The organism is Streptomyces sp. NBC_00289, from assembly GCF_041435115.1.
GTDB lineage: Bacteria > Actinomycetota > Actinomycetes > Streptomycetales > Streptomycetaceae > Streptomyces.
The window spans coordinates 1443569-1457005 of record NZ_CP108046.1 but is presented as its reverse complement, the minus strand read 5'-3'; the positions used below and the strand labels follow the sequence as shown (position 1 = coordinate 1457005).

The window sequence follows — 13437 nt, the reverse complement described above, 5'->3', positions numbered from 1 at the left end:
CCCGTCCTACCGGGCCACAGGACGGAGCAGGGTATGTCGGTCGATCTCGCGGGGTTCCTCGGTGTGGTGCTGCTCGCCTACCTCGTCCCAGGACCCGACTTCCTGGTGATCGTGCGGGCGGCCGCGCGGCGACGCGCGCTGGGCAGGGCCGCCGCGCTGGGCGCACAGGCCGGCCTGTGCGTGCACATGTGTGCCGCCGCCCTCGGCCTGTCGGTCATCGCCACCCGGTCCGCCTACGCCTTCACCGCGATCAAACTGGCCGGGGCCGCCTATCTGGTGTATCTGGGCGTACGGGCGCTGCGCGACGCCCGGCACGGCGCTGGGGCGGGCCGGCGCGACCCGCACGCCGCCCCGCAAAGGCGCCCGGAAGCAGACCGGACCCAGGGAACCGCCAACGCCCCGGACGGGGCTGTGCGTTGCGGCCGCCGCGGCAGTTTCGTCGAGGGGTTCCTGACCAACGTCCTCAATCCCAAGGCGGCCCTGTTCTTCCTCAGCATCGTGCCGCAGTTCGCGGACCGCGGTGGGTCGCTCACCGAGCAGGTCTTCCTTCTGGGCCTGATCGACGTCGTCGTCGGCATCCTCTACTGGCTGCTCCTGGTCGGTGTCGCCGTCCGTCTGCGGTCGGTGCTGGGTCGCCCCTCCTGGCGGCGCCGTTGGGAACGCGTCACCGGCTGCCTGTTCATCGGCATCGGAATCGGCGTCGCGGCGATCGAGTGACATGCGCCCGCACTTGCGGTCCCCTCGCGGCTCGGCACGTGCACGCGCCAAGTCGCGGGCGGCCACTGGGTCGCCTACGCTGCCGACGTCAGCCGTCGTGTCCGGGGGAGCCGATGAAACTGCCCGTCACCATCCACCAGGCACGCTTCGGCGCGGCGGAGTTCAAGGTCATCCGGCCCGCCAGGCCGCTGTCGCGTGCGCTGCTGCTCGACCACGACCGGCATCTGGACGCCTACCTCGACCAGGACGCGGCGCGGCGGATCGGCGGCCTGTGGAAGCTCGCCGCCTCGTCACCGCGTTCACTGATCCACCTGCCGATGCGAGGTAACCGGCCTCCCTCCGGCGCACTGGCCGAAGGCGGCACACGCCAACTCGATCTCGTTCTGCTGCACCACTCGCTGCAGTTCGCGCCCGCACGCTGGAAGGAGGTCCGCGGACGACTCGGCGTGGGCCGTCCGCAGACCGTGACGCTGCCCGGCCCGAAGGACACGGGCGAGGCCGTGATCGACTACGAGGCGAGGCGCTACCGGGAGAACCGGGACCTGTTCCAGCAGCATCTCCACGCCGAGACGCTGTTCATGACCGGCAGCGCGAAGGTGTTCCGGGAAACCGCCCGGCACTTCTTCGACATCGCCCGAAACGGCCCCGGTTACGTCCCCGTCCATCCGAACTACCCGCACTACTGCACCGAGTTCCATTCCAACGAAGGCGTTCTCGGCGACGCGCGCGAGATCCACATCGAGTACCGCGACCGGTGGGAGGCGTGATCCGACGGCCATGACCTGGCCGGGCAGACCGCGGGTGACCGGACGCTGAGGCGTCGGTCAGGGGCGGATCGTCAGCCAGTCGAGCGCGGCGACCCGGGGCCCGCCCTTCGCCACGGCGTACAGGTCGTGGGTGCCGGTGACCTCGCGTCGCAGAGCCACGGACTGCTCCCGCCATTCCCCGTCGGTACCCGCGAGGGGTACCGTCGCGGCCACCGGGCCGGCAGGTGAGTCCAGGCGCAACTGGAGCGAGCAGCCCTGTGCGCAGGTGGAGGCGAGACGTACGGTGAGGTGCCCGCCACGGACATTCACCGTGCCGAAGCCCAGCCTGTCGCCTGAGCCGAGGACGCCGGTGGCCGCCGTCCCGCGCTCCACGCCCCGCACGGTCGTGGCCTGTTCGGCCTGGAGCGCCGAGGTGGCGTCGGGCCCCTCCCCGTACAGCCTGATGTCGTTGACGACCCAGGGCGCCGGCCCGCTCACGGTCAGCGTGATGCGCACCTGGCGGGCGGTGGTCTGCCGGGGGAACACCGCGTCCTGGGTGAAGGAGCGTCCGGAGACCCGGGCGAGCGGTTCACTCCAGTGCGTGCCGTCGCGGCTGACGGAGACCGTGAAGCCGTACGGCTGGCCGCTGGTGTCGCGGCCGGCGTCGAGGGAGAGCCGGCCGAAGGTCTTGCTCTCGCCGAGGTCGACGGTCAGGGACTGGCCGGCGGTCTGCGGGGTGGCGCTGGTCCAGCGGGTGTTGATGTCGCCGTCGACGGTGGCGGAGGCGCTGGTGCCGTCGCTCGCGGTGGCGGTCCAGTCGCCGTGGCGTACCCGCTGTCGGCAGCCGGGCAGATCGCAGCCGGTCGACCAGACGGGTGCGCCGTACTCGTAGGCGCCCTGGTCGGGAGCCGTGCCCAGGACGTCGGTGGTGACGCCGTCGACCGCCTCGCCCGCGTCGATGGCGGGTGAACCGGGCGTCAGCCACAGTTCGCCGTTGACGGCGTCGGTGTAGCCGGGCTTGTCGCTGATCAGGTTGGAGCGGACGACCGGCAGCGGATCTCCGGCCTTCGTCGCGGTGACCGGCTTGGGTCCGACGATGTTGCTGAAGTACGAGCCCGACGCGTCCGTCGCGCCGCCGAGGGCGACCGAGGCGACGTTGATGCCCACGCCGTAGCTGGAGTTGTGGTCCTCGTTGGCGACGCTGGGGCCGGTGTGGCCGTTGAAGTAGACGCCCCGGCTTCCGGTGTTCCAGGCGACGTTGTGATGCAGCCGGAAGTGGTGGGAGTAGTTGTCGACGTAGTAGCCGTTCTGGCCGTCGGCGTCGTGCGCGGTGTTGTGGTCGATGGACGTGCCGGAACCGTTCAGGCTGCAGCAGACATAGAAGGGTGAGCCGTCGCGGGAGGTGCGCATCGCCTCGGAGATGTCGTTGTAGGCGATGCGGTTGCCGTGGAACTCGGTGCCGTTGAGCTGCCAGGCGGTGTCGATGGCCGCCCGTCCGGTGCGCCGGACGGTGTTGTGGGTGACCGTGTGGCCGTTGCCGTTGATCTCGATGCCCGGGGTGTAGCTGCCCATCCAGCCGACGTCGTGGATGTAGTTGTTGGTGACGGTGTTGCCGGTGCCGCGGACCAGGACGCCGTCGCCGGCCGACTGCGCGATCTCACTGTTCCTCAGCGTGTTGCCGGTGCCGAGGATCTGCACGCCCGAGTCGAGGATCCGGGAGGCGACGATGTTGCCTTCGAACGGCTCGACCGCGAGATCGCTGTCCGGCGGCATGGGCAGGGTGGAGAACTCGGAGACGTACGTGGCGTGCAGTCGGTCGACCACGACTCCCGTACTGGACTTGCCCGTTCGCAGGGAGGTGCCCCACAGGTTCAGGTCGCGGACGGTGACGTACGAGCTGTCGCTCAGGTCGACGGCCCACAGCCGGTGCTTGGCGGTCACCGTGTGTCCGGCGATGCCGCCCTTCGGGGGGACGAGGTACAGGCGGTGGGCGGTCCTGTCGTAGTACCACTCGCCCGGCTGGTCGAGGGCGGCCTTCGACCCGACGAGGTAGTAGTTGCGGTAGGTCTGGTTGCCCATGCACAGCGGCGGGCAGCGGTAGTTGCCGCCCTTGAAGTCCAGCTTGCCCGGTGCCGTGGCGGTGACCGTTCCGGTCTGCTGGGCCCACGGGTTGGAGCCCGCCCACACGTGCACGGTGGCGCCGGTCCAGTCGGCGTCGGGCAGGTCGGTGTCGTCGATGTGCTGGTCGGTGGAGGTGGTGTCGGCCTCGGCCCAGGTGGTGTTCAGCGGATCGGAGCCGGAGTTGGGCCAACGGCCCTCGGCGGCACGGGCGTCGTCCACGAACACGGCGTTGAAGTCCGGGTCCGGGGGCAGGTCGGTGTCGGCGGCGACCAGTCCGTCGCCGGCGTCCTTCCAGCCGGTCACCCGTTCCGTCCCGTCGACGGTCACCGGACCGTCGCCGTACGCGGCGATCGTGATCGGAGCGCCCTCGGTGCCGGAGGGAGGGGTGAGCTGTTCGCGGTAGGTGCCCCGGTGGACGAGGCAGGTGTCGCCGGGGCGGACTCGTTCGAGGCAGGCGCCGATGGTGCGCAGCGGGCTTGCCTGCGTGCCGTGTGCGTGGTCACTGCCCCGGGGGGCGACGTGGTAGGTGTGGCCGGACTGCGCCGCGTGCGCCTGGACCGGGAAGGTCAGCAGTGCGGTCACGGCGGCCAGTACGGACAGATGTCTGAGTCTCAAGTCCTGTCTCCAGTCGTCGGATGTGCGGTGGTCGGTGGGTGTGCCGTGGTCGGGGGTCTCCGCCAGGCCGCCCCGGCCTCGGGTCCGTCCGGGGCGCCGAGCACGGCACACCTCAACCAGTGCTCGCCGGGCGGCAGCCGGCCCACGAGTACGGGCAGTGCGGTGCGTCGTGCGAGGACGTTCGTGCCCGGCAGGCAGTCGAGGACCTCGCCCTCGCGCCGGCCGTCGAGGTCGCGCAGCCCGGTGAGTCCCGCGGGCGCCGACACCCGCGCGCGTCCCGGTCCGCTCTCGCGGTCCGTGCCCGCGTCCCGGTCGACGGCGAAACCGCCCTCGGCGGTGTGCAGGGCGCGCGCGGTGCGGACGCGGTGGGTGCGCACGTGCCAGGGTGCGGCGGCCGTCAGCCAGGTCGTGATCTCCACGTCGGGCCACGGGTGCCAGGTACTGAGGACCGTGTCCGCGGTGACGTAGGACGCGGCCGGCTCCTCGCGCACCCGGTAGTGCGCCCCGCCGTCGTCGCTCAGCGCCAGCATCGAGTCGTGGGCGCCCTGTTCGAGGCCGAGTGTGCCGTTCGGCAGGCTGAAGCCGAAGCGGGTCGAGTAGGCGAACTTGGCGTACTTCTCCGCTCCGTGGCGCACCCAAGGGTGGTGCTGGCGCCCGGCGAGCAGGGTGACGTCGCCGGACGCGCGCATCAGGACCGCCCCGGCGTGCGGCTGGGAGCTGACGGCGGGCAGGACGGGAGGAGGCTCCTCCTTCGCGGTCCAGAACGCGTGCCGGGCCGGCAGGGCGAGCGGCAGATACGCCTTGAGTGACCAGTAGGGCGAGCCCGGCGCGTTGTACTGCTCGGCGATCGCGGGCTGCGGATAGCCGTACCCGATGGACAGCAGTCCGTCGGGACCGGTCACCGGCCGCCCGCGCCACCAGCGCAGATGCCGAAGCAGATAGCCCTTGACCTCGCCCCAGGGCAGTACGTCGACGCCCGCGAACGGCAGCGCGCCCCAGAACGCGGCCTGCGCCCAGCGGTAGGTGAGGCTGCGGCCGTACGGGACGGCGGCGCCGTCGTCGGCGAACCAGTGGCGGAAGTCCCCGGCGAACCGGGCGGCCCGCTCCTTGAAGCGGTCGCCGCCGGCGAGTGTGTCGTACAGGAGCCCGTAGAAGTGCATCGCCCACGGGACGTAGTAGTCGCGCCGTTCGGTGGGGCCGTCCGCGTACCAGCCGTCGCCGAGCCAGAAGGTCTCCAGCCGGTCGAGGCGGGCGGTGCTCAGCGAGCGGTCGTAGGGCACTCCCACCCGGTCGAGGCCGAGGCCGACCAGCACCGGGAAGAAGAGCCAGTTGTTGTCGGTGGTCTCCCGGTGCAGCGCACTGAGCAGCCAGCGGGCGAGCCGGTCGCGCTCGGGGCCGGTCAGCGGGTCCCACCACTGCTGGGGGGCGAGGGCGAGCGCGAAGCCGATGGCGGCCATCTCGACGATGCGCTGGTCGTGGTCGACGGGTTCGCCCCAGTACTCGGGGTGCGCGGGGTCGCTGCCGTTCGCGAGTCCCCGGACCCACGACTCGGCGTGGGGCACGGCCTGTCCGCCCGCCGCCAGGGGCGCGAGTCCCCACAACGGGCGGGCGAACGCCTCCAGTTCGGCGGTCGTGTCGTCGTGGATCGCGGTGTTCACGCCGAGCCGTACGCGGGCCCGGCCCGCGCTGAAACGGGATGCGAGGGGCTCGACCAGTTCCCGTACTTCGGAGGCGAGTTCGGTACGCGTGTCGTCCATCAGCCCTTCTCCGTCCATCAGCCCTTCTCCGCCCCGGCCAGCAGCCCGGTGCGCAGGAAGCGCTGGGCGAGGACGAAACCGATCAGCAGTGGTGCGCAGGCCACGAGTCCGGCCAGGGCCGCCTCCGGCTGGTGGATGTCGAGGTCGGCGAAGCCGCTGGAGTTGTTGACCGCGCCGGTGGACTGCAGCAGGGACATCAGGCCGAGCTGGAGGGTGAAGGTGCGGTCGTCGGAGAGCATCACGAAGGGCAGGAAGAAGTCGGTCCAGCAGCGGGCGAAGCCGAAGAAGGCGATCAGCGCGATGGCGGGGCGGGCCAGTGGCACCGCGACCGACCAGAACAGCCGCAGTTCGCTCGCCCCGTCGACGCGTCCGGCGTCCAGCAGACTGTCGGGCAGGTTGGCCTGGAAGTGGAGGAAGGCCAGGTAGACGCCGAAGGGGTAGAAGGACAACGGCAGGATCACCGACCAGACGGTGCCGGTGAGGTCGAGCGCCGACATCTCCAGGTACAGCGGGAGCACCAGCGCGGCCGGGGGCAGGATCATCGTCACCACCGACAGGGTGAGCAGCGCCCGGCGGCCGGCGAAGTCGTGCTTGGCGAGCGCGTAGCCGGCCGGCACGCACAACAGCAGGGCGAGGGCCACGCTGGCCGCCGCGTAGACGATCGAGTTGCCGATCCACAGGGTGATCTCGCCGTCGTTGTACGACGTCAGGTGCGACCAGGCGTCGCCCACGTTGCCCAGCGAACCGAAGCCGAGCGGTGAGCCGGTGGTCAGGTCGTCGGCCGTGCGGGTGGGTGCCAACAGCAGCCAGAGCAGGGGCAGTCCGAAGAAGACGGCCGCGCCGAGCAGGAACAGGACGCGGGCGCCGCGTGACAGAGCGGTCATCGCCTCACTCACCGGGAGTCGGAGGAGTCGGTGGCGTACATGCGCGTACGGGTGATCACGATCCAGGCGGCCAGTACGCCGACCGCGAGCATGGCCAGCGACAGCGCGGCGGCCTTGCCGAAGTCGCCGTCCTGGGTGGCGTACACGTAGGCGAGCTGGTTGACGGACCAGGTGGGGCTGATCTGGCCGGGGGCGCCGGTGGACAGCACGGTGGGCTCGACGAACACCTGGCTGCCGGAGGCGAAACTGGAGATCAGCACGAAGGCGACGTAGGTGCGGACCATCGGCAGCTTGACGTGCCACATGGTCCGCCAGGCCGAGGCGCCGTCGACCTGCGCCGCCTCCAGTACGTCCTTCGGGAGGGCGTTGAGCGCTCCGTACAGGACCACGATCCAGCCGCCGGCGTGCACCGCGACGCCCATCACGGTGAGGACGGCGATGAGGCTGCCGCCGGACAGCGCGTCCGTGGCGCTCTTGACGTCCATCAGCCTGAGCAGGGGGGAGAACGGGCTGCTGTCCGGGCTGACCATGAACAGCCACAGCAGCGCCGCGGCCGAGCCGGTGACCGCGCCGGGCAGGTAGTAGACGAGCTGGAGCGCGCTCGTCGTGCGGCCGGGGCGGGCGTGCAGGGTGAAGGCGAGGGACAGGACGGCCAGCAGCAGGATCGGCAGCCACAGCAGCAGATACGTCGCCACGTGGGCGGCCGCGTCGCCGAGCCGGTAGTCGTGGAAGACGGCCGCCCAGTCGCGCCCGCCGGAGAAGGAGCCGTCGTCGACGAACGAGGTCCACAGGGCGTATCCGGCGGGCGCGAGCCCGAAGACAGCGAGGAACAGCGTGTAGGGGCCGACGAGGATCCAGACGGCGGCGGTACGGGCGGGGCGGCGCCGGCGGCGGGGCATCGCCGGTGCGGCCGCCGCGACCGTAGGCGAGCGGGGTGTCGTGAGCGTCCTCATCCGACCGTGTACCCGCTGGTCCCGGCCGCCGCTTCCAGCTTGTCCTGCCAACTGTCCAAGGAGTCACGGAGGTTGCCGTCGGAGTCGACCGCCTTGACGAACGTGTCGTTGAAGCTGCTCTGCCAGTCGGCCTCGAAGCGGACCGCGCCGAAGCCGGGGCGCAGCGCGTTCGCCGCCGCGGTGAGAGCGGGCATCGGGTCGGAGGCGTAGTACGGGTCCTTCGACTTGGCCTCGCCCCACTTCTTCGCCGCTGCCGTGAAGGCGGGGTAAGTGGGCTGCCTCGCCTGGAGGTTCACGTCGGTGGTCATCCAGCGCACCAGGTCCGCGGCCTGCTCGGTGCGCGCGCCGGCGTGTGCGGAGACGAGGAAGGCGCCGCCGCCGACCTGTCCCGCGTACGGCTTGCTCTCGCCGGGCCAGGTGGGCATGGGGGCGGCGGCGACCCGGCCCCCCGGCACCTTGAAGGCGGGGCCGAACATGAAGTCGCCGAACCAGGCCGGGGCCGGCAGCATGAGGATCTTGTCGCCCTTGCCGAACTTGGCGAAGCCGGGGTCGATGGGCAGGACGGTGGTGACGGCCTTCTCGCGGGCGAGCGGCTGGAGCAGATCGGCCACCCGGGTGCAGTTCGGTCCGCCGAGGTCGATGTGGACCTCGGTGAGGCTGCGGGTGTCGCGGGTGGGGCAGCCGCTGCTGCCGAAGTAGATGCCGGCGCCGTACTTGCCGTTGACGGCCCCGACGATGGTGCCGGGGTGCTCCTCGGCGGCCTTCAGTCCGGTCCGCTGGTACTCCGCCCAGGTCTTGGGGACCTGGTAGCCGTATCGCTTCATCAGCTTGGCGTCGTACCAAAGGACCGTGGGGGCGATGTCGTTGCGCAGGCAGTACACCTTGCCGCCGAAGGTGCAGGTCTCGAGGGAGCCGGGGGTGAAACCGTCCCGGACGGTCTTCGGGACGAGGTCGTCGAGCGGGGCCGCGTAGCCGAACTTCTCGCTCGCGAGCGTCGCCGCCTCGGCCGGGTTGGCCAGGAAGACGACGTCGGGCCAGCCGCTCTTGGTGCGGTTGGCGAGCGAGACCTTGGTGGGCACGTAGCCGGCGTCGGGCGGGATGGTGACGATGCGCATCCTCAGGTCGGGGTGGGCCTTCTCGTACTGCTGGGCCGCGGGCATGCGGGTGTTGTCCACCCAGACCAGTAACTCGCCCTTCCCGTCGCCCGAACCGCCGCCACCACCGGTTCCTCCGCATCCGGAGAGCACCAGAGCCGCGGCCGCGGCCGCGGCCAGCGAAGCCGCGCGCCATCTCTTCATGGGGACCACCTTTGCGCCGAGGAGCCTTACGTCCGGAACGAGGATTGCGATAGTTTTCGCAAAACTCGATCGCCCGGCAACGTAGGAGATTCATCCGATGACGTCAACGGTTCGGGCAGGATCCGGTCAGGAAAGACGGCGCACTCTGGCCGCAATTGCCGACCAGGCAGGCGTTTCGGTGTCCACGGTCTCCAAGGTGCTGCACAACAGGTCCGATGTATCGGCGGAGACGCGGGCCAAGGTGCAGCGGTTGCTGGAGCAGCACGGCTATCTGGCGAAACACCACCCGGCGGCCACCACGGCGCCGGCCGGCGGGCTGATCGACTTCGTCATCAACGAACTGGACAGCCCCTGGGCGGTCGAGCTGATCCGGGGCGCGGAGGACGTGCTGCACGACGCGGGCATGGGGCTGGTCGTCTCCTCCACCCACGGCCGGACCCGACGCGCCCGCCAGTGGCTGGACTCGCTGGCCACCCGTTCCACGCGCGGCGCGATTCTCGTGGTGCCCGAGCTGACCCCCGAGCAGCACGAGGAGCTGAGCCGGCTCGGCATCCCCTACGCGCTGGTGATGCCGATCGACGAACCCGCGCCGGGCACGCCGTGGGTGGGCGCGACCAACTGGCCCGGCGGACTGGCCGCGACCCGCCACCTCGTCGAGCTGGGCCACCGGCGCATCGCGATCATCAGCGGCCCGGAGCGCCGGCTCACCTCCCGGGCACGCGTCGACGGCTACCGCTCAGCCCTGGCGGAAGCCGGTCTGCCCTTCGACCCCGAGCTGGTGCGCTACGGCGACTTCACCCACGGCCTCGCGCACCAACACGCCCTGGAAATCCTGTCGTTGGCCGACCGTCCGACGGCGATCTTCGCCGGCAGCGACCACCAGGCACTGGGCACCTACCGGGCCGCCGCCGAACTGGGCCTGCGCATCCCGGCCGACGTCAGCGTGGTCGGCTTCGACGACCTGCCCTTCGCCGACTGGGTCACCCCACGCCTGACGACGGTCCGCACACCGCTGGCCGACATGACCGCGCTCGCCGCCCGGATGGTGCTGCGGCTGCTGTCCGGGGAGCAGCCGGAGACGACACGAGTGGAGGTGGCGACGGAACTGGTGGTACGGGAGAGCAGCGGACCTCCTCCGGCACCGTGAGCAGCCTGACCCGCCACAGCGTTGTGACAGGACGAGCAGCTTCTCGGCCCCCGCTGCCCGCCTCGCCGACGACAGAACCGGGAGCCTGGCGTCACAGCCGGGATGTCGCCCGGGAACGACGCCTGCGGCGGTGGACGACGAGGGCGACGGCGCCCAGGACGGCCGTCCCGGCTGTAGCGGTGGCGACAACCGCCGCGCGGCCGGCGCCCGTCGTGGGGAGCGTGCCGTCGGACCGTGCGGCCGGCTCGCCGAAGGTGAAGGAGACGCTGTCGTTGGAGGTGTCCGGATCGTGCAGGGGGAAGCCGGCCGGACCCGGACGCACGGTGGCCGTGCCCTCGGAGCCGTCGTACCCCTCCGTCGTCCTCACCGACAGTCTGAACAGCTGGCTCCTGCCCACGGCGACCCCGAACGGCACGGTGCAGACGTAGTGCCGGTGACCCGCTTCGAAGGGTGCCGGCCGACTGCCGCCGGTCCACGGGAAGCAGGGGCCGTAGCGGTCGTCCTCCTGCTCCATGTCGGCGGTACCGGTCACGACCGAGCCCTTGGGCAGGACGATGTCCATCAGGGCGACGGCCTTGCGGTCGATGGCGTACACGGAGGCCGGGCCGTGGTTCACGGCGCTGACGTCGAGGGTCCATTCGGCTGCCCCGCGGCCCGGTTGCGCCCTGGCGACGGCCGCGAGATCCGCGGAGCTGTCGGACGTCACGGTGACCCGGCCCTCGGCGCTGGTTGCGAATCCGCCGCCCGTCCTCGCCGCCGTCACCAGGGTGAGCGCCGGACCGGTGCCCTTCCGGTTCTGTGTGGTGGGTTGTTCGCTCGCGTTCAGCAGCCTGGCCGAGTAGTCGACCACGGCGGTCAGGACGCGCTGGCCGACCGTGGCTGTGAGGGGGCTGCTCAGCTCCACGGTGGCCCCGGCGGACACGGAGGCCGGGAAGACACAGGTGACGGATGCCTGGCTGCCGGGCTCGCCGGGTTCATCGCCTTCGCCGTAGACGCAGTTGGAGAACTTCCTGTCGAAGACCAGACCGCCCACCGCTTCCCAGCGCAGCATGACGCGCCGGTCGGTGGCCAGGTCGCCGGTGTTGCGGAGGCGGAGCGGCAGTTCGATCCGGGACCCGGGTTCGGCGTGCGTCACGTCCGGCAGTTGACCGACCACGAGTTTCGGAGCGCCGACGACCACCTTCGTCCGCGCGGTGGCGCCGGTGGCATGGTCGGCGGTGAGGGTGTACGTGATCCTTCCGCTGTCGCCGGTGGCGGCACCCGCGTCGGCACGCAGGGAGAACTCCACGTGGGGGCTCCGCGAGCCGTTCTTGCCGTTGACGCAGGTGAAGACCTGCCCGCGACTCTCGCATCTCGGGTCGTCGACCGTGACCTTCGCGACGCCCGCCAGGTCACGGGCGTCGATGACGACCGATTCGTTCGTGGGCACGGGAACCTGTGCCCCGCCGTCCCAGAACATCCAGCTCACCTCCGCGGACCGCGCCGCCGACGTCACGTTGACCTGCTCCTCGGCGCCGACGGTGGCGTACGCCTGGGTCGGCAGGGGCGACGGATCGGCGGCCACGGCGGCGGCGCCGGGCGCCAGGGCGAGCAGCACGGCAGCCGGCACCGCCACGAACGCCGTGCACGTCGGATTCATACCTGTTCGATGCACGGCGTGCCCCGAAGGTTGCCCGTCGTCCGGTCACCGGGCGGGGCCGGGAAAGGTCTTCGGAGATCAGACGAGAAGTGGCCCATCCACAGTGGGCGATGAAGGGAAAGGGGGAGTACCCGCTCCTTTCCACTCTCAACGTATAGCGCACCGGGGGCCTTGCGGCAAGGCCCCCGTCGTACCGCAGAATCACCGACCGAAGCCGGAACCTACGGAAACGAGAGTCACGAAATGCGTGTGGTGTTGTCGGGGTACGACTCGCGCGGGGGCATCGAACCGCTGGTGGGACTCTCGGTGCGGCTACGGGAACTCGGCGCGGAGGTACGCGTGTGCGCGTCGCCGGACGAGGAGTTCGCGAAGCGGCTGGCCGGGATCGGCGTGGAGATGGTGCCGACCGGCCAGTCCGTGCGCCGGTTGGTGACCGGCAGGACACCGCCGACGGCGGCAGGCGTGCCCCGGCGCGCGGCCGAGCTGGTCGCCGCGTTCTACGACACCGTCCGCGCGGCCGCGGAGGGGTGTGACGTGCTGGTGGCGACGGGCCTCCTGCCGGCCGCGGCCGGCGTGAAGGCGGTCGCCGAGAAACTCGGTATCCGCTATGTGTACGGGAGTTACCAGCCGGTCAGCCTGCCGTCGCCGCACCACCCGCCGATCCCGCGGCCGGGCCGGCCGCTCCCGTCGGACGTGACCGACAACCGGGTGCTGTGGGACCAGGACGCCCAGGACGCGCAGGCGGTGTTCGGCGAGGCGGTCAACACCCACCGGGCGTCGATCGGCCTGCGGCTGTTGGACAACGTCCGCGACCACGTCTTCACCGACCGCCCGTGGCTGGCCGCGGACCCGGTCCTGGCCCCGTGGCGGCAGCCCGCGGACCTCGACGTGGTGCAGACCGGGGCGTGGGTGCTGCCCGACGAACGCCCGCTCTCCGCGGAGTTGTCGGCGTTCCTGGACGCCGGTACACCGCCGGTGTACGTGGGTTTCGGCAGCATTCCCCTGCGCGATCCGGAGGACGTCACCCGGGTGGCCGTCGAAGCGATCCGCGCCCAGGGCCGCCGCGCGGTCATCTCCCGCGGCTGGGCCGACCTGGCCCTGATCGACGACCAGGACGACTGCTTCGCCGTCGGCGAGGTCAACCATCAGGCACTGTTCCGCCGGGTGGCCGCCGCCGTGCACCACGGCGGCGCGGGCACCACGACGACGGCCACCTGGGCCGGCGCGCCCCAGGTGCTGGTACCTCAGGGAGGGGACCAGCCGTACTTCGCCGGCCGGGTGGCCGACCTGGGGATCGGCGCGGCGCACGACGGTCCCGCCTTCACCTTCGAGTCGCTGTCGGCCGCGCTCAGGACGGCCCTGACCCCGGAGACCCTCGTACGAGCGAGGGCCGTGGCCGACACGTTCCGCACCGACGGGGCGACGGTGGCCGCGAAGCTCCTGCTCGACACCGCCGACCAGGAGAGGCCGCCGCTGTCCGCGTGAACCGCATGTCACCGTCGGGCCAGGACCCGGAGCACGAGCACCCGCACGTCCTGGCGGCCTGAGCCGACGACGGCC

The 13437-nt window shown here is 71.4% G+C and carries 10 protein-coding genes; 4 read left to right on the top strand and 6 right to left on the bottom strand.

The window, feature by feature from the left end; translation table 11 throughout:
- Positions 1-33: 33 nt before the first annotated feature.
- Positions 34-717 (top strand): LysE family translocator, encoded by a 684-nt coding sequence (locus OG985_RS07195; protein WP_371667383.1) that lies wholly within the window; start codon positions 34-36, stop codon positions 715-717.
- 113 nt (positions 718-830) lie between these two features.
- Positions 831-1484, top strand: a complete 654-nt coding sequence (locus OG985_RS07190; protein WP_371667382.1) for a hypothetical protein — start codon at positions 831-833, stop codon at positions 1482-1484.
- Between the two features lie 57 nt (positions 1485-1541).
- Here the strand turns inward: OG985_RS07190 and OG985_RS07185 are convergent, their stop codons facing one another.
- The 5 genes from OG985_RS07185 to OG985_RS07165 are packed head-to-tail and all read right to left on the bottom strand — an operon-like array spanning position 1542 to position 9091.
- Positions 1542-4199 carry a discoidin domain-containing protein gene (locus OG985_RS07185; RefSeq protein WP_371667381.1) on the bottom strand — a complete coding sequence of 886 codons (2658 nt, stop codon included), beginning with the start codon at positions 4197-4199 and terminating at the stop codon, positions 1542-1544.
- Positions 4196-5956 (bottom strand): DUF2264 domain-containing protein, encoded by a 1761-nt coding sequence (locus OG985_RS07180; RefSeq protein WP_371667380.1) that lies wholly within the window; start codon positions 5954-5956, stop codon positions 4196-4198. The genes OG985_RS07185 and OG985_RS07180 overlap by 4 nt, the downstream gene beginning before the upstream one ends.
- A gap of 17 nt (positions 5957-5973) precedes the next feature.
- Positions 5974-6840, bottom strand: a complete 867-nt coding sequence (locus tag OG985_RS07175) for a carbohydrate ABC transporter permease (RefSeq protein ID WP_371667379.1) — start codon at positions 6838-6840, stop codon at positions 5974-5976.
- 8 nt (positions 6841-6848) lie between these two features.
- Positions 6849-7793, bottom strand: coding sequence for a carbohydrate ABC transporter permease (locus OG985_RS07170; protein WP_371667378.1), 945 nt, complete (start codon positions 7791-7793; stop codon positions 6849-6851).
- Positions 7790-9091: an extracellular solute-binding protein gene (locus OG985_RS07165; RefSeq protein WP_371667377.1), complete on the bottom strand. Its 1302-nt coding sequence runs from the start codon at positions 9089-9091 to the stop codon at positions 7790-7792. Before OG985_RS07165 ends, OG985_RS07170 begins: the two co-directional genes overlap by 4 nt.
- Positions 9092-9188: 97 nt before the next feature.
- Between OG985_RS07165 and OG985_RS07160 the strand changes: the two genes are divergently transcribed.
- The gene (locus OG985_RS07160) at positions 9189-10238 is read left to right on the top strand and encodes a LacI family DNA-binding transcriptional regulator (protein ID WP_371667376.1); all 1050 of its coding nucleotides are present in this window, start codon (positions 9189-9191) and stop codon (positions 10236-10238) included.
- A 91-nt stretch (positions 10239-10329) separates the two neighbouring features.
- Here the strand turns inward: OG985_RS07160 and OG985_RS07155 are convergent, their stop codons facing one another.
- Entirely contained in the window at positions 10330-11877 is a 1548-nt protein-coding gene (locus OG985_RS07155; RefSeq protein WP_371667375.1) for a hypothetical protein, read from the bottom strand.
- 243 nt (positions 11878-12120) lie between these two features.
- Between OG985_RS07155 and OG985_RS07150 the strand changes: the two genes are divergently transcribed.
- Entirely contained in the window at positions 12121-13362 is a 1242-nt protein-coding gene (locus OG985_RS07150; protein ID WP_371667374.1) for a glycosyltransferase, read from the top strand.
- Positions 13363-13437 lie beyond the last annotated feature (75 nt).